Source organism: Paenibacillus sp. SAF-068 (assembly GCF_051967555.1).
Taxonomy (GTDB): domain Bacteria; phylum Bacillota; class Bacilli; order Paenibacillales; family Paenibacillaceae; genus Paenibacillus.
On sequence record NZ_JBQCJX010000003.1, the window covers coordinates 214,196 to 227,561 of the forward strand.

Genomic DNA, 13,366 nt, shown 5'->3' on the forward strand with positions numbered 1-13,366 from the left:
ATCCCTGTTACTGGTCCTTCCCCGACTGTGGGAAACCCAGACCCTTCAATCTACCGAACGAATGATCACGGTTTAGGGACATAAGCCTGAACCAACGGACGCTTCTGATTTATTTCAGAAGCGTTCTTTTTTTGTATCAAAGTGGAAGAATAAGTATGTCGTATCTCACATGCGCTTTTGATTGGCATAATACACTAAAATATGACAAAAAGGGAGGGGTATTATGGAGCGCCTGGATTTGATGTTACGGATCGAAGATGCCAGACAGTTGTTATATCGCATGCATATGGAATACGGCAGTCTGCTTCATCCGGAAGTGATCCGGCAATCCGTAGTCCTGGACGGTCTTATTAATCAATACAACAGAGACAACGCAGGAAAGACGATGAATTAAGTTCGCCTATTTACATTTGCGTTTTTATATACTATAGTTAGTTACATGAGTAACTAACCGACTAACTAACCAATGAATACGTATGAAAGTTGGAGGCACATGAAATCGACTTTGGATGAATCTCAGCCTATTTTTCATCAGATTGCCACGATGATTATGGACGATATTGTGGAGGGCAGATTGAAGGTGGAAGAACAAGTTCCCTCAACCAATGAACTTTCACGGTTCTACAATATCAATCCGGCTACAGCCCGCAAAGGACTGCAGGAGCTCGTGGACAAAGGGATTATATACAAACAGCGAGGTGTTGGGATGTTTGTTGCGAAGGGAGCAAGAGAAGCTTTGCTCGTTGAACGGAAGCAGGATTTTTATGAAGAATACATCAAGCCTTTACTTGAAGAAGCCAGACGGATTCACATGAATGAAGATATGATCATTGATCTGATTCGCGGCAAGAAGGATAAGGAGAGTGAGTTATGATTCATATGGAGCAGGTCAACTACAGTTATCAAGAGACACCCGTTCTGAAACAGGTTACGCTACACGAGCGTGAGCCAATCATTAGTGCGATCTGGGGAAGAAATGGAGCGGGCAAAACAACAATGATGAGTCTACTCGCAGGACATAACCGTCCCGATCGTGGAACCGTTCAGATCATGGGCCAAGACCCCTATAATAATCTGGCCGCCCAAGAGCATCTATGCTACATTCAGGAGAATCATCCCCTGGGGAAAAACTGGACCGTTAATGACATGGTTCAAATGGGGCAATACTTTCATCCGCAGTGGAACCAGGATCTGGCGGAGCGATTAATTGATGTGTTCGAACTACCAGCGAAGAAGAAGATCGTTAAATTCTCGAAAGGCATGAAGACTGCCGCTCAGATCATATTGGGTCTGGCCAGTAATGCCCAGATCACCATTCTGGATGAACCCACCAATGGACTCGATGCTGAGAAGCGTAAATTTTTCTACAATGCGCTACTCGAAAGTTATGAAGATAACCCGCGTCTGATCCTGATCTCCAGTCACCATATTGAGGAGATTCAGCCTTTATGTGAGTCCCTTATCGTTTTGCAAGCTGGAGAGGTATTATTAAATCAGCCTATGGAAGAGATACGCGAAAAAGGAGTTCTTCTAACAGGGCAAATAGAAGATGTTAATCGGGTGACAGCAGATGTTAAAGTTATAGAGTCTTCCCAGATGGGATCGACTGTAAAAGTGATGATAGATGAGCCCTACTCGAAAATGTGGAAGGAAATCGCTCATGCACAGGGGCTTTCCATTGAGAAAGCGACATTACAAGATTATCTGGTTAACAGGACCCGTAAACAAGAGGGGGTTAAACCATGAATGCAGTAAAAGGCACGAATCGACTGATTCGGGATGATATGCGATTGTATCTGGGCATATTCACATCCATTTCGCTAATGCTCACTGTCGTATATCTGGCCATTGGTTTCATATTTGATGTCTCGTATACCACACAACTGTTTGGCCCCATGTACGGGGGGATATGTGCGTTTGCGATCGGGGGTATCATTACATTGTTTCCGGTTGCGATTGGTATGGGTAGTACGCGAATTCAATTCATGAAATCCTTCTATATGTACTCGGTATGGATGGTTTCAGGTACCATGGTCGTTCTACATGTGGTGTATTTCCTCATACACCTGCTTCAGGAAAGTGGTATTGTAGGCGTTACCCTCTACCAACCAGGCATGTTGTATTCAAACGAATATCATTTCTTAGCCTACCTGTGGATTGATCTGATGTGTGGCTACTTCGTACTTGGAATCTCTGTTTTCCCAACGGTTTGCTGGATGCGATTGGGGTTGCGTAACTTCTTTATTATGTTCTTTGGGGTAGGTTTGGTCATTACGCTGATAATCACATTGGGCGATCTTGGTGAGTTTATGTTGTGGATTGCTGGGATTAATCGCATGACATTGTTCACCGTTCTTGGGTTCATAGGTGGTGCGCTACTTCTCTCTACGTACCCGATGATGAAGAATGCGCCGCTAACCATGAAATCGAAAAAAGACTGACAGAATATTGTTACATGAATGAACTGGGGCTAATGAAACGATACGAAAATTCCTGTAATACCAAAAACACGAGTGCGAACACGCCTCGTGTTTTTGCATATCACTTGAAATACTGAGTATATCTGATCAACAATCATTGTGCAATTCAAAATGAAATGTGTATACGTTAAACCTGAGCTTGCGGTTTGAATCCTTCGTCATGGAGATACTCGCCAGCTTCGCTACGTGTTTCGAAGGCCATATCCAGATTATCGCCGGAATACACATACCACATATCATCTTCATATTTTAAAGTCAGCGTATGTCCCTCTTCATCGACCCATATTCCGCCACCTGTAGAGGTTGGAACCAATACAGGAGCAACTTTTACTTGTTCTTGCTCTTCGAATTCAACTGCGTTGGGGTTGTGAGACATCGCTTGGATCGTTTCATCTAACAATGTGCGCAGATCTGCTTCGGAGTAATCCCGAATATTGACGAATCCTTTCGCATCGGTCTCAACGTTAGGCAGGAGTCCTGCATAGATATAACCGTTACCGTTAGGGTGAATATGGAGAGCAACAATTTTTTTATCATACGCACTTTCCTCGTAGTGGAAATTCACACGACCCAGAGAAACGTCTTTGCGTTGCAGTTGGGGATACGATTGTAGCACTTCAAGCTTTTGTTCCACGTTAAGCATAATTGCCTCCTAGTTAATGTCGGGTAGGGGTGATTATACCATAGGTGATCGCTTATGACGATTCGGGACTACCCATCAAAATGCTTCGCCCTAGTTCTTTCAGGTGTTCCATAACTTGCAGATAAGGATAAGGCCCATAGCTTACACGTGCTACACCCAGTGTGGCAAGTTGTTTGGGGGAAGGCTCAGGAGACGTAACCATAACGTTGATTGGCAGCGGTGAACGCTCACACAATTCCTGAATCAGCTGGTGATCCTGCAGACCGGGTACAAACAGACCGCTAGCTCCTGCATCTGCATAACGGATCGAACGTATAAGTGCTTCCTCCAGAAGGGAGTGGTTATGGTGTTCAGGTGCATGTTGCAGAAACATATCTGTGCGGGCGTTAATGAACAACGGTATCCCTGCCTGCTCCGCAGCTTCCCGGGCAGCGGACAGTCTCAGGCATTGCTCCTCCACAGTGTACAATCCCAAGCCAGCAGGAAGTTGATCTTCAATGTTGACGCCTACAGCACCATGATCGATGATTTGCAGGATATTTTGCTTCACTTCTGACACCAACCTCCCATACCCTCCCTCTATATCGATCGTTACAGGCAGATCCACGCTCGCTGTAATCCGTGCGAGATTGGCAAGCACCAGATGGAATGGCATGGCTTCGCCATCTTGCTCACCGTGGGCCGCAGCAACCGACCAGCTTCCGGTAGCAATGGCTGTTGCCCCAGTCGATTGAATGGCTTGTGCACTTCCGGCATCCCACACATTGACCAGAACAAGTGGTTTGCCTTTCACATGGTATTGTTGGAACAACGCTGCTTTCTCTTCTAAAATTCTCATATGATGATGACTCTCCTCTGTTATATCATGTATTGCTTTGGATATTTGATACGTACTTTATTATTTCAAACCATTATTCGCTTCGATCTTATTCCTGTCCCTGTTTCTCGTGAGTCAAAAGCCAGTTTTTGCGAGTTAAGCCCCCGCCGTAACCACCCAGTTCACCACTGGCATTGATTACACGGTGACATGGGATCACAATCGCAAGCTGATTGGCCCCATTCGCCTGTGCCACGGCTCGACACGCCGTTGGTTTTCCCAGTGCATTTGCAATCTCCTGATATGACCTCGTTTCACCTGCCGGAATGGCCATTAGCTGTTCCCACACAAGCTTTTGAAATGGTGTTCCTAAACAGAACAACGGTGTGTCGAATGCTGTCCTTTTTCCCTGAAAGTACTCGTTTAGCTCAGATTCAATGGACTGTATGGGAGCGGTAGTACCAGGTACGATAGCTGATTGGGTCCGTTTGCGCAGGCGCTCAACTTCGCGTTCAAGGCCTCTGCGATCTACAAATTCCAGTAAATACAAAGCCTCGTCATCAGCAATAACCATCATCGGGCCGAGGCGGGTGTCAATCCAGGACGCTTTTAGAATTTGTCCTTCATGCACTTGAGTAGGAGCAGCACCCATAATTCGTGAAAAAGCATCTCGGAAGCCACTGCTTGACTCATATCCGGTCGATAATTGGCTATCAATCACGGTGCGACCGGAGCGAATATTCTTCAGTGCAAGTCCCATACGGCGGGCACGGGCATATTCGATAAATGTCATACCGAACCGCTTCTTGAACTGACGGCGAGCCGTGGATTCATCGATGGAGAGTGCCTTGAAATCCTGTCCTTTCCATCGTTTCTCCGGATTTTTCTCCACAGCTTCAACTAATATGCGAACGACATCGGATACCTGGTTGGGGTGAGAGAGCGGGCGACAGCGCTGGCAAGGGCGATACGAAGCCAGAAGTGCCTGCTGAGCGGTCTCATAGAATTCGCAGTTTTCGAATTTTGGTTTGCGCGCAGGGCATGTGGGGCGACAGAACACACCTGTGGTTCGGACCCCAACATAAAATAAACCCTCGTATTCCGAATCCTTGGCCACAAGCGCCTCGTAATATTGTTCCTTCAGATCAGCAGAAATCATGGGGGCACGTCCTTACCTCATTAGAATCTTATCTATAACCTATTATAGAAAAACGTTGCGGCAAGCATCGCCGAAAATCAGGCATGAATATTGGAAAGATTGAATTTGATTCAACAATGAAATTCGCTTGTTCAGAATTTGTTTAGAGTGAACTGGTAGTATAGACCTATCATGATGAAATGACTTAGGCAAACATACCTAGGTGTCGAAAAGTGAATTATTGATTGTCCATTGTTATAGGAAATATACATAGGTAAACATGAAATTCAAGATGAACCGAATGAAATTCTGGAGGTCGAATAGAATGAGATATTCTACGTACAAAAGTATTTATGAGTCCGTGTATACCAAAACGTCCGAGTCTCGCACCATATATGTTAAAGAGCAATTCATGCAGCGTGTGAAGACGCCAACCTGGCTATTGAAGATTGTCACCATAACTCTAATTATAATCATAGGGTGCAGTGCTGTATTCACTGCGTTTGCCGGGGATGAGCAATTGTTATCAGGGGACCAGATCGTTATATCTCAGGGAGATACGCTGTGGAGTATCTCATTGGCCCATAAACCTCAGCAGATGGATACTCGTATCTACGTAGAAGCAATCAAAAAAGTAAATGAACTGGAACATAACGCTATTCAGATTGGACAAGTATTAGTCTTGCCAGGGTTTGATCGATAAAATAAACGGTGCATGATGTCGTGAACAGAGCTCTTTCTTTATTCATTGAGGTGCAGACACATACTTAATTTATTAATCATTTACATATAATGGAGCTTCATGAGGGACGATATGGTGTAGTGATTAATAAGTGTTGTGGTAGATATATGTGCTGTAGATAAATGAAGGGAGAATGAGATGATGATCATGAATATAAAGAGATCTGCACTTTGCATGTCTGTGCTCTGTCTTTCACTGGTCGTTAGTGCCTGTGGTGCCAAAAATAATAACGAATCCGTTCAGGAACATGCCTATCCGCAATCCAAGCAACCCATAGAGGAAGCTGGTGAAAGCTCTGTTCCGAATGCGGATGCAAAGAATAACAATGATCAAGGTAGTGCAGGTGGTGATGAGGGCAAGCCGACAGCTCAATCGGAATCCACTGAACCGTCTGAACAGATTGATATCGTCATTGACCAGTCGGAGAAACCGATGGAAGGCAACAGTTTTGATTTTGGAATTAAACAGGTTCCAAAGGGTTATGCTCTAACGGAGATGCGATGGACCTCTAACACGGTAACGATTGTGAATTCGCTACAGGAAGCCATAGAACATGGTGCTAACGGCGAAGATGGCTTTTATTTTAGCGGTAATGGACAAATCTCCGGATTTATCTATTCGGATGAGATGAAGGGCGAGCGCGGGAAAGTTACGTTTGTATTTACCAATGATGAGGGCGACGAAATCATGTCGGAGAAAGAAATTACGTTGAAATAACGTTAAATACACCATTATGGCTCAGACAGGAGCCTGTTGAACAGGAAAAGCAGCCACTTGGGCTGCTTTTTTTGACATGTATGATTACAAGGTCACCGACCTATATGTGGCTATATCTATAAAGATTGAACTGAAGATTTACACAAGAACGTAGAGGACAGAAATAACCAGCAGAAGCGGAGCTAAAAGCTTTCTAAAGGAAAGCTGCTTCGGAAGCATAAACTTTGCCTTTATCCCCTGATTTTCACCTTTATAGAAGTAATTAAAAAATCGGGGGATAACAGCGATCTGAAGGTTGTTCTGTCATCGAAGTGGCAGTTGTAAAGATTACTTTTTAGTTCAATTTATATAGTTGCTACATAAAGTCAAAGAAATAACGGACCACGTGGAACATTACCGGAGAAGTGTAGGTCAGGCTGTCGACCCGGCTAAGGTAGCTTTTTTTGAGCGAATCGAACTTGTTGTCATCCCCGATTAACAGATCGCGCTTGAGCACGGACACCGTCAGACTGCCGAAGAATCCAGCCAAACTAATCAACACCCCGATGAACAGCGAGAATTTCCAATCAAATGGTGTCAGGTAGGGATGAATGAAATAAGACGTAGCTGTCGTTACAATGAACGCACACGCGAACCCTTCCCAGGTGACAAACGGATTGGCGGTAGGCACCACTTTTCTTTTGCCCAGATAGAGAGAGACCAGATAATGCACCACATCGTTAAGCTGTGTTAACACGACCAGGAACAGTACCAGTTTGGACCCATACTCCGGAGTGGCGAACGGGAAATAGGCCAGGTGGCTCAGCCCGAAGACCATCAGCATCAATCCCCATTGTGTGGAGCTGACACTGCGCAGGAATCCGACCGTGCCTTTGTTAATCAGGCGTGGCAAGGGTAGCACCAGGAACACATATAGTGGAATAAACACGATAAACATGCCATACCATCCAATGTAGATCCAATAGAACTGAACCGGGATCGCCAGATACGCCCAGAGGAACAGTCTGCGGTCGGCTTTGCGTGTGCTGCGAATCATGGAGAAGTATTCTTTGAGTGAGAAGAAAGCAAGCACCATGAGGGAGATCAGGGACACGATGGGGTTGAAAAGGGTAGCAAGGCAGAAGATTACGAGCATGCCCCACCAGGTTTTAATTTTTTGACCGATACCTGAATAGTCTTTGCTTGGCTGAAGCTTCGTAATTATTTTGTAGACGATATGTATCACAAGTAAAGCTGTGAAGATGAGTGTTAGTGTAAAGAGTGAACTGCTCACGAACCGATCACCTGCTTATTCAAAGTAAGATTCCATTATAGGGCACCTATGTTATTATGAAGGAATAGTGCCAACTTGATAAGGGGAAATTTTGCTATGACAGATGAACGCTCCATCTATATCCTGCTTACGAATACAGGAACGCTGTTTACGAAGGTTATTCAGAGCTATACCCGAGCGCCATATAATCACGCATCAATCTCATTTGACCGGGAATTAACCGAGCTGTACAGCTTCGGCCGCAAGCATCCGAGCAATCCGCTGAACGGCGGGTTCGTGAAGGAAGATATCCAGACAGGTACATACAGCAAGTATCCCAACACCACATGCGTTATCTATGAGCTTCAGGTGACGGATCGTGAAGTGGAAAAGATGAAACGCGTGCTGCACATTTTCATCCGCAGCCGCCAGAAATACATGTACAATCTGCTGGGTGTGATCGGCATTACGCTCAAGGAACCGGTGGAGTTCAGCAACTCCTACTTCTGCTCCCAATTTGTAGCCGAGATTCTGCAACGTTCGGGAATCAAGCTGTGGAACAAGCTGCCGGCACTCGTGACACCGGATGATTTTCGTCAGAGTGAACGATTGCAGTTGGTCTATGAAGGAAAGCTGAGCGAATATACATTGGGGAATGCAGAGCAGGAATAGGGTGGGGTGGGTACGTTGCGTGTGCCCATGCTTGCTAAGGACTCAACCATACAACAGCTTGCTGCCACGAGATGACGAGGCAACAGGCTGTTTGTGTACTTCATATAGATATTGGTGAGAGCCGATTTCTAAGGAACACAGGACGTCTTATTTGGCCTCTCGGCCCTCTTTTGAAAATGTAAGGAACACTAGATACGTTATTTCCCGCAACCCCTTGATAAAAACGCTGCAAACGGTTATTTATTCAGGTTTAGCGTGTCTCAGGTTCATTAGATTTCTGTGGGCGCTTCAAACCGCTCAATAAGACGTCTCAGATTCTTTAGCGCTCCGGTTCAGCTCAGCTTTTGCCCCAACCCAACCGCGGGTGAGTGGATGGTTTCAATTCGCGCCCGCCCAAGTGCAGCTTAACATTTGAAGGGCGGAAATCGTGTTGTGCATATGCACAATGAATTTCGTCCTTTCATCAATATTTATTCTCGCCTCCAGCAACTATAATGAAAGCGTGTTCAACAAGTGCATGGGGGGCAATTGACAATGGAACCTTTAACAATTAGCTGGATTGGCGCGCTGGCAGGACTGGCTATAGCCATCATTTTGATTTTGAGGAAACTGAATCCGGTCTACTCTTTATTTCTGGGTGCAATTGTAGGCGCTTTAATTGGCGGGGCAAACCTGGATGAGACCGTAAATATACTGGTAGATGGTACACAAAGTGTCATGGGAACTGTACTCCGCGTACTGGCTGCCGGGGTACTTGCAGGTGTGATGATGGAATCTGGAGCTGCGGAGACGATAGCGCAGGCGATTGTACGTAAATTTGGCGGAAGTAAAGCCATTCTCGCCTTGGCCCTGGCCACGATGATCATTACCGCAGTGGGTGTATTTATCCCGGTAGCTGTACTGATCGTTGCACCAATTGCATTATCTGTAGGTAATAAAATGGGCATATCCAAATTGGCCCTGTTACTGGCTTTATCCGGTGGAGGCAAGGCGGGGAACATTATCTCCCCAAATCCCAACACCATTGCAGCAGCACGAGGATTCGATCTGGATCTGAGCAATGTCATGTTGGCTGGAGTGATCCCTGCCATCTGCGGATTAATTGTAACCGTTCTCGTAGCTTCAATGCTCAAGAACAAAGGGGTTATGGTCTCCGATCAGGAAGCCGAACAGGGCGATATAGATACATCGAAGTATCCGCCACTGGGTAAAGCCATTGTTGCTCCATTGGTAGCGATCATCCTATTGATGATTAATCCCATTGGTTCCATTGCTGGCATTGAAGCACTGTCCACCTTCAAAGTGGACGCCATGTACATTCTGCCGATTGCAGGCATCATCGGTATGCTGGCGATGGGGCAAGGCAGAAATATTGTGAAGTATACAACCTCGGGGTTAAACAAAATGACCGCCACTGTGCTTATTCTAGTGGGTGCAGGCGGAATAGCAGGACTCATCTCTGCTTCAGACCTATCGGGCCAGGTAGTGGGTCTAATTGAAGCGTCCGGCATATCCGGTACCTTCCTCGCCCCGATCGCGGGCATTCTGATGGCGGCAGCAACAGCTTCGACATCGACAGGGGTTATCTTGGCAACAGGCTCCTTCGGTGATGCCATCCTGAACATGGGTACAGCACCACTCGCGGCTGCTGTTATGGTGCACACGGGGGCTACCGTTATTGATTCCCTGCCACAGGGGAATTACTTCCACGTATCGGCTGACAGCATGAAGATGACGATTCGGCAGCGGATGGGCGTGATTCCATATGAAGCCATTGTGGGTGGCACGATGGCGATCGTAGCGACGTTACTATACGGATTTATTCTATAATTCTATAAATCTAACGGATGGAGTGAGAGAGATGAGAGAAACTGGAGAGAATACATTTGTCCTGGCACCGGATTCGTTTAAAGAAAGCATGACAGCCAAAGAGGTATGCATCGCGATGGAAAAAGGATTGCGTAAAATATATCCGACCGCAGGATATATTCATGTACCCATGGCGGATGGTGGGGAAGGCACGGTGCAGTCCCTTGTAGATGCCTCTGGTGGTGTCCTTCACCAGCAAGAGGTGAGCGGACCATTAGGTCAGACAGTGACTGCCCAGTACGGCATTCTGGGTGACGGAACAACGGCGGCCATTGAGATGGCATCGGCCAGTGGCATACATCTGGTCACCAAGGAAGCTCGAGACCCGCTACGGACGACAACCTATGGAACAGGAGAGTTAATTCGGGCATGTTTGGATTTGGGTATCCGTAAAATTATTATCGGTATTGGTGGCAGTGCAACGAATGACGGTGGTACTGGTATGGCTGAAGCGCTTGGTGCGAAGTTTCTGGACGCAAAGGGTCATCCACTTGCACGTGGTGGCGGGGCTTTGGATCAACTGGCTCAGATTGATGTATCGGGTCTGGATGAACGTCTGCAGGAAGTGGAGTTCATTGTCGCCTGTGATGTGACCAATCCACTCTGCGGGGAGCATGGCGCATCAAGGGTGTTTGGGCCACAAAAAGGGGCTAACCCGGAGATGGTTGAGCAGCTGGATGCGAACCTGTCCCATTATGCAGATGTGGTGAAACAACAGTTGCACAAAGACGTCCGTGATATACCCGGTGCCGGTGCGGCTGGCGGATTGGGTGCAGGGCTTTTGATTTTTACACAGGCGGTACTGCGTAAAGGGATTGAAATTGTCATTGAATATACGGGGTTGCGTGAAAAGGTACATGCTGCGGATGTGGTATTTACGGGGGAGGGCGGTATTGACTTCCAAACGAAATTTGGCAAGACTCCCTATGGCGTTGCTCGGGCAGCCAAGGAAGCGGGTAAACCTGTAATTGCCATTGCAGGCTATGTAGGCGAAGGAATCGACACCCTGTACGCGGAAGGTATTGATGCCATATTTGGCATTGTACCTGGGGCAGCAGATTTGGAGCGACTGTTGCGAGAAGGCCCGGAGAATGTGGAGCGTACAACCGAGAATATCGCCAGGGTGCTAAAACTGGGTCTTCTAACTTAGGCTAGCGAGAATCAAAAAAATGTACGGGGAGTTACGTGGTGTATTGAATGAGACATAAAAAAGACGGGATACAGACACGCCTGATTCCAGGTAGTCTGTCTCTCGTCTTTTGCTATTCTCGAAGAAAGCTCTGATGTTATTGGTAGAACGCGAGTAGTCCGTGGGTTAACTCAATGAGTTCCAGCAAATTACGGGGATCCTTGCCCGTCAAGGTCTGTATGCGTTTGAGTCGATATTGAAGCGTATTGCGGTGAATATTGAGATGGTCTGCTGTTGTGCTCATAATGCCGTTATGATGGATGAAGCTGCGTAGTGTATCCAGCAGATCAGCGGTATCCTCAAGTTTGCTGATGAGATTGGCATGAGGCGTTAAATCAGCTGCGCTGAATCGTACCAGAAAGGGCACATCTTCATACCGAATGATTGTTGAGTCTGGTTGAAGTGCCAACAGGATGTTCATCACAGACCGGGCCTGTTCATAACCGATGGCGATATTCGCTTCTTTTTGACTAACGGCAATGAATGCTTGGGGTGAAATCTGGCTCAAACGCTGAATCATCGGATCAACGTCTGCTTCATTCTGGATCAGGATAAGCTGTGTATGGCCATCCCCTTCCATAGCGAATGAAGGAACTTGGAGCAATATTCGGTTGACCTCGTTGTCAGCGGCCAAGGATTTCATAGGGAAACGGACATATAGAAGAACGGTTGGTAATTGCAAATCAATCCGGTATTGCAGGGCTTCCCTTTTGACCTTCTGTGAGTATGAACCTGGCTGATTGAGCAGTCGTTCGATAAAGGCTTTTTTACGTGAGGCTTCATGGGCCATACTTTCCAATTGATTACGCTGTTCGATCAAGAGCGATACGGTGGTGCGCACGATGTTGCAGAAAGGCCGAACTTCATCCGGATGACCGGATATGCCGATGACTCCGACATGCTGCTGATTGATGAGAATCGGTTCATTAGTGCCCATTTTCTCAAGCATGCCATCCTGCCAGACTTCAATTCTGCTGCCTGTCGTCAATGCGCGGACAGCACCCTGATGAACTGTGCCCACACGCTCTTTCTGACCACTTCCAATAATAATACCCTGCTCATTCATGATGTTGATGTTGTATGGAATGTCCTGCATCATTTTATCTACGATATCCTGTGCCTGTTTTTCCGAAAGCTGCAACAACGAAGTTCCACCCCTTCCATCTCATCATGCAAAATGTACTTCTTCTCTGATGAGAATTCCGCCCGATATCCATATTGTGCATCTGAACGAAATTATAGAGGAATGGTAAGGCTTACACAAGCAGGGCCGTTCGAATTGAAGGTGTTCATGGAATTATGGAGCCTTGTGTACTGTTCAGGTAGTTCAGATGTGCTTTGCCCCAACCGCACATGCCGTCCAATAACGTACCAATGGTCTGACCGTGTTCGGACAGGCTGTATTCCACCTTGGGTGGAACATCCCCATAGAGCGTGCGCACAATAATTCGATCCTGCTCCAGCTCGCGTAGTTGTTTCGCTAACGTGCCTTGGGCTACATCAGGAATCATGCGGCGCAGCTCACCGAATCGCTTCGTACCTTCCTTTAATAAAATAAACAAAATAAGAGGTTTCCACTTTCCATTAATGGTCTCCAGTGTTGTCAGTACTCCCTGTAACCTTGGTTCTTGCAAATCCATAGTAATCACCTCGTTTTATAATACATTATGTATTTCTATCATATCGGATTTTCGCAATCTCTGCTTGACCACCACTCTAAAAAGAGAGGAGAAACCGTTGGGATTCGGTCTACCTAGTACGAATATTCGTACTAGGTACGATGTAAATGCGTACTATTCAACCTCCTTCATTTCATGAATAATGAACACAACGTAAGCGAACATGCA

General features: G+C 46.4%; 15 protein-coding genes. 9 read left to right on the forward strand and 6 right to left on the reverse strand.

Annotation, left to right across the window (positions count from 1 at the left end):
- Positions 1-223 precede the first annotated feature (223 nt).
- The 4 genes from ACTHPG_RS18690 (at position 224) to ACTHPG_RS18705 (ending at position 2,441) form a co-directional block, all read left to right on the forward strand.
- The gene (locus ACTHPG_RS18690) at positions 224-394 is read left to right on the forward strand and encodes an aspartyl-phosphate phosphatase Spo0E family protein (RefSeq protein ID WP_440390977.1); all 171 of its coding nucleotides are present in this window, start codon (positions 224-226) and stop codon (positions 392-394) included.
- Positions 395-493: 99 nt separating this feature from the next.
- On the forward strand, positions 494-874 hold the full coding sequence (locus tag ACTHPG_RS18695; protein ID WP_036611682.1) for a GntR family transcriptional regulator: 381 nt from the start codon (positions 494-496) through the stop codon (positions 872-874).
- Positions 871-1,746, forward strand: a complete 876-nt coding sequence (locus ACTHPG_RS18700; protein WP_440390978.1) for an ATP-binding cassette domain-containing protein — start codon at positions 871-873, stop codon at positions 1,744-1,746. The genes ACTHPG_RS18695 and ACTHPG_RS18700 overlap by 4 nt, the downstream gene beginning before the upstream one ends.
- Positions 1,743-2,441 carry a hypothetical protein gene (locus ACTHPG_RS18705; protein WP_440390979.1) on the forward strand — a complete coding sequence of 233 codons (699 nt, stop codon included), beginning with the start codon at positions 1,743-1,745 and terminating at the stop codon, positions 2,439-2,441. Before ACTHPG_RS18700 ends, ACTHPG_RS18705 begins: the two co-directional genes overlap by 4 nt.
- 166 nt (positions 2,442-2,607) lie before the next feature.
- Here the strand turns inward: ACTHPG_RS18705 and ACTHPG_RS18710 are convergent, their stop codons facing one another.
- The 3 genes from ACTHPG_RS18710 to ACTHPG_RS18720 form a co-directional block, all read right to left on the reverse strand.
- A complete protein-coding gene (locus ACTHPG_RS18710) occupies positions 2,608-3,123 on the reverse strand; it encodes a hypothetical protein (protein WP_440390980.1) in 516 nt (171 codons plus the stop codon).
- A gap of 52 nt (positions 3,124-3,175) precedes the next feature.
- Positions 3,176-3,961 carry an isocitrate lyase/PEP mutase family protein gene (locus ACTHPG_RS18715; protein ID WP_440390981.1) on the reverse strand — a complete coding sequence of 262 codons (786 nt, stop codon included), beginning with the start codon at positions 3,959-3,961 and terminating at the stop codon, positions 3,176-3,178.
- A gap of 88 nt (positions 3,962-4,049) precedes the next feature.
- Positions 4,050-5,099 carry a bifunctional transcriptional activator/DNA repair enzyme AdaA gene (locus tag ACTHPG_RS18720; protein ID WP_440390983.1) on the reverse strand — a complete coding sequence of 350 codons (1,050 nt, stop codon included), beginning with the start codon at positions 5,097-5,099 and terminating at the stop codon, positions 4,050-4,052.
- A 304-nt stretch (positions 5,100-5,403) separates the two neighbouring features.
- Between ACTHPG_RS18720 and ACTHPG_RS18725 the strand changes: the two genes are divergently transcribed.
- On the forward strand, positions 5,404-5,781 hold the full coding sequence (locus ACTHPG_RS18725) for a LysM peptidoglycan-binding domain-containing protein (protein ID WP_440390984.1): 378 nt from the start codon (positions 5,404-5,406) through the stop codon (positions 5,779-5,781).
- A gap of 186 nt (positions 5,782-5,967) precedes the next feature.
- Positions 5,968-6,537: a hypothetical protein gene (locus tag ACTHPG_RS18730; RefSeq protein ID WP_440390985.1), complete on the forward strand. Its 570-nt coding sequence runs from the start codon at positions 5,968-5,970 to the stop codon at positions 6,535-6,537.
- A gap of 355 nt (positions 6,538-6,892) precedes the next feature.
- Here the strand turns inward: ACTHPG_RS18730 and ACTHPG_RS18735 are convergent, their stop codons facing one another.
- Positions 6,893-7,810 carry a phosphatidate cytidylyltransferase gene (locus tag ACTHPG_RS18735; RefSeq protein WP_440390986.1) on the reverse strand — a complete coding sequence of 306 codons (918 nt, stop codon included), beginning with the start codon at positions 7,808-7,810 and terminating at the stop codon, positions 6,893-6,895.
- Between the two features lie 96 nt (positions 7,811-7,906).
- On the opposite strand from ACTHPG_RS18735, the gene ACTHPG_RS18740 reads away from it, so the two are divergent.
- From ACTHPG_RS18740 to ACTHPG_RS18750, 3 genes are all read left to right on the forward strand, one after another.
- Positions 7,907-8,461 (forward strand): hypothetical protein, encoded by a 555-nt coding sequence (locus tag ACTHPG_RS18740; protein WP_062836632.1) that lies wholly within the window; start codon positions 7,907-7,909, stop codon positions 8,459-8,461.
- A gap of 534 nt (positions 8,462-8,995) precedes the next feature.
- Positions 8,996-10,291 carry a GntP family permease gene (locus tag ACTHPG_RS18745; RefSeq protein ID WP_440390987.1) on the forward strand — a complete coding sequence of 432 codons (1,296 nt, stop codon included), beginning with the start codon at positions 8,996-8,998 and terminating at the stop codon, positions 10,289-10,291.
- A gap of 31 nt (positions 10,292-10,322) precedes the next feature.
- Positions 10,323-11,480: a glycerate kinase gene (locus tag ACTHPG_RS18750; RefSeq protein ID WP_440390988.1), complete on the forward strand. Its 1,158-nt coding sequence runs from the start codon at positions 10,323-10,325 to the stop codon at positions 11,478-11,480.
- A 136-nt stretch (positions 11,481-11,616) separates the two neighbouring features.
- Here the strand turns inward: ACTHPG_RS18750 and ACTHPG_RS18755 are convergent, their stop codons facing one another.
- Together ACTHPG_RS18755 and ACTHPG_RS18760 are read right to left on the reverse strand one after the other, a co-directional pair.
- Positions 11,617-12,663 carry a CdaR family transcriptional regulator gene (locus ACTHPG_RS18755; RefSeq protein ID WP_440390989.1) on the reverse strand — a complete coding sequence of 349 codons (1,047 nt, stop codon included), beginning with the start codon at positions 12,661-12,663 and terminating at the stop codon, positions 11,617-11,619.
- A gap of 145 nt (positions 12,664-12,808) precedes the next feature.
- A complete protein-coding gene (locus ACTHPG_RS18760) occupies positions 12,809-13,159 on the reverse strand; it encodes a winged helix-turn-helix transcriptional regulator (RefSeq protein ID WP_440390990.1) in 351 nt (116 codons plus the stop codon).
- Between the last annotated feature and the right edge of the window lie 207 nt (positions 13,160-13,366).

Excerpts from the sequence above, each read along its gene's own strand:
- ACTHPG_RS18690 (WP_440390977.1), top strand. The coding sequence starts at position 224 with ATGGAGCGCCTGGATTTGATGTTACGGATCGAAGATGCCAGACAGTTG.
- ACTHPG_RS18695 (WP_036611682.1), top strand. The coding sequence starts at position 494 with ATGAAATCGACTTTGGATGAATCTCAGCCTATTTTTCATCAGATTGCC.
- ACTHPG_RS18700 (WP_440390978.1), top strand. The coding sequence starts at position 871 with ATGATTCATATGGAGCAGGTCAACTACAGTTATCAAGAGACACCCGTT.
- ACTHPG_RS18705 (WP_440390979.1), top strand. The coding sequence starts at position 1,743 with ATGAATGCAGTAAAAGGCACGAATCGACTGATTCGGGATGATATGCGA.
- ACTHPG_RS18710 (WP_440390980.1), bottom strand. The coding sequence starts at position 3,123 with ATGCTTAACGTGGAACAAAAGCTTGAAGTGCTACAATCGTATCCCCAA.
- ACTHPG_RS18715 (WP_440390981.1), bottom strand. The coding sequence starts at position 3,961 with ATGAGAATTTTAGAAGAGAAAGCAGCGTTGTTCCAACAATACCATGTG.
- ACTHPG_RS18720 (WP_440390983.1), bottom strand. The coding sequence starts at position 5,099 with ATGATTTCTGCTGATCTGAAGGAACAATATTACGAGGCGCTTGTGGCC.
- ACTHPG_RS18725 (WP_440390984.1), top strand. The coding sequence starts at position 5,404 with ATGAGATATTCTACGTACAAAAGTATTTATGAGTCCGTGTATACCAAA.
- ACTHPG_RS18730 (WP_440390985.1), top strand. The coding sequence starts at position 5,968 with ATGAATATAAAGAGATCTGCACTTTGCATGTCTGTGCTCTGTCTTTCA.
- ACTHPG_RS18740 (WP_062836632.1), top strand. The coding sequence starts at position 7,907 with ATGACAGATGAACGCTCCATCTATATCCTGCTTACGAATACAGGAACG.
- ACTHPG_RS18745 (WP_440390987.1), top strand. The coding sequence starts at position 8,996 with ATGGAACCTTTAACAATTAGCTGGATTGGCGCGCTGGCAGGACTGGCT.
- ACTHPG_RS18750 (WP_440390988.1), top strand. The coding sequence starts at position 10,323 with ATGAGAGAAACTGGAGAGAATACATTTGTCCTGGCACCGGATTCGTTT.
- ACTHPG_RS18760 (WP_440390990.1), bottom strand. The coding sequence starts at position 13,159 with ATGGATTTGCAAGAACCAAGGTTACAGGGAGTACTGACAACACTGGAG.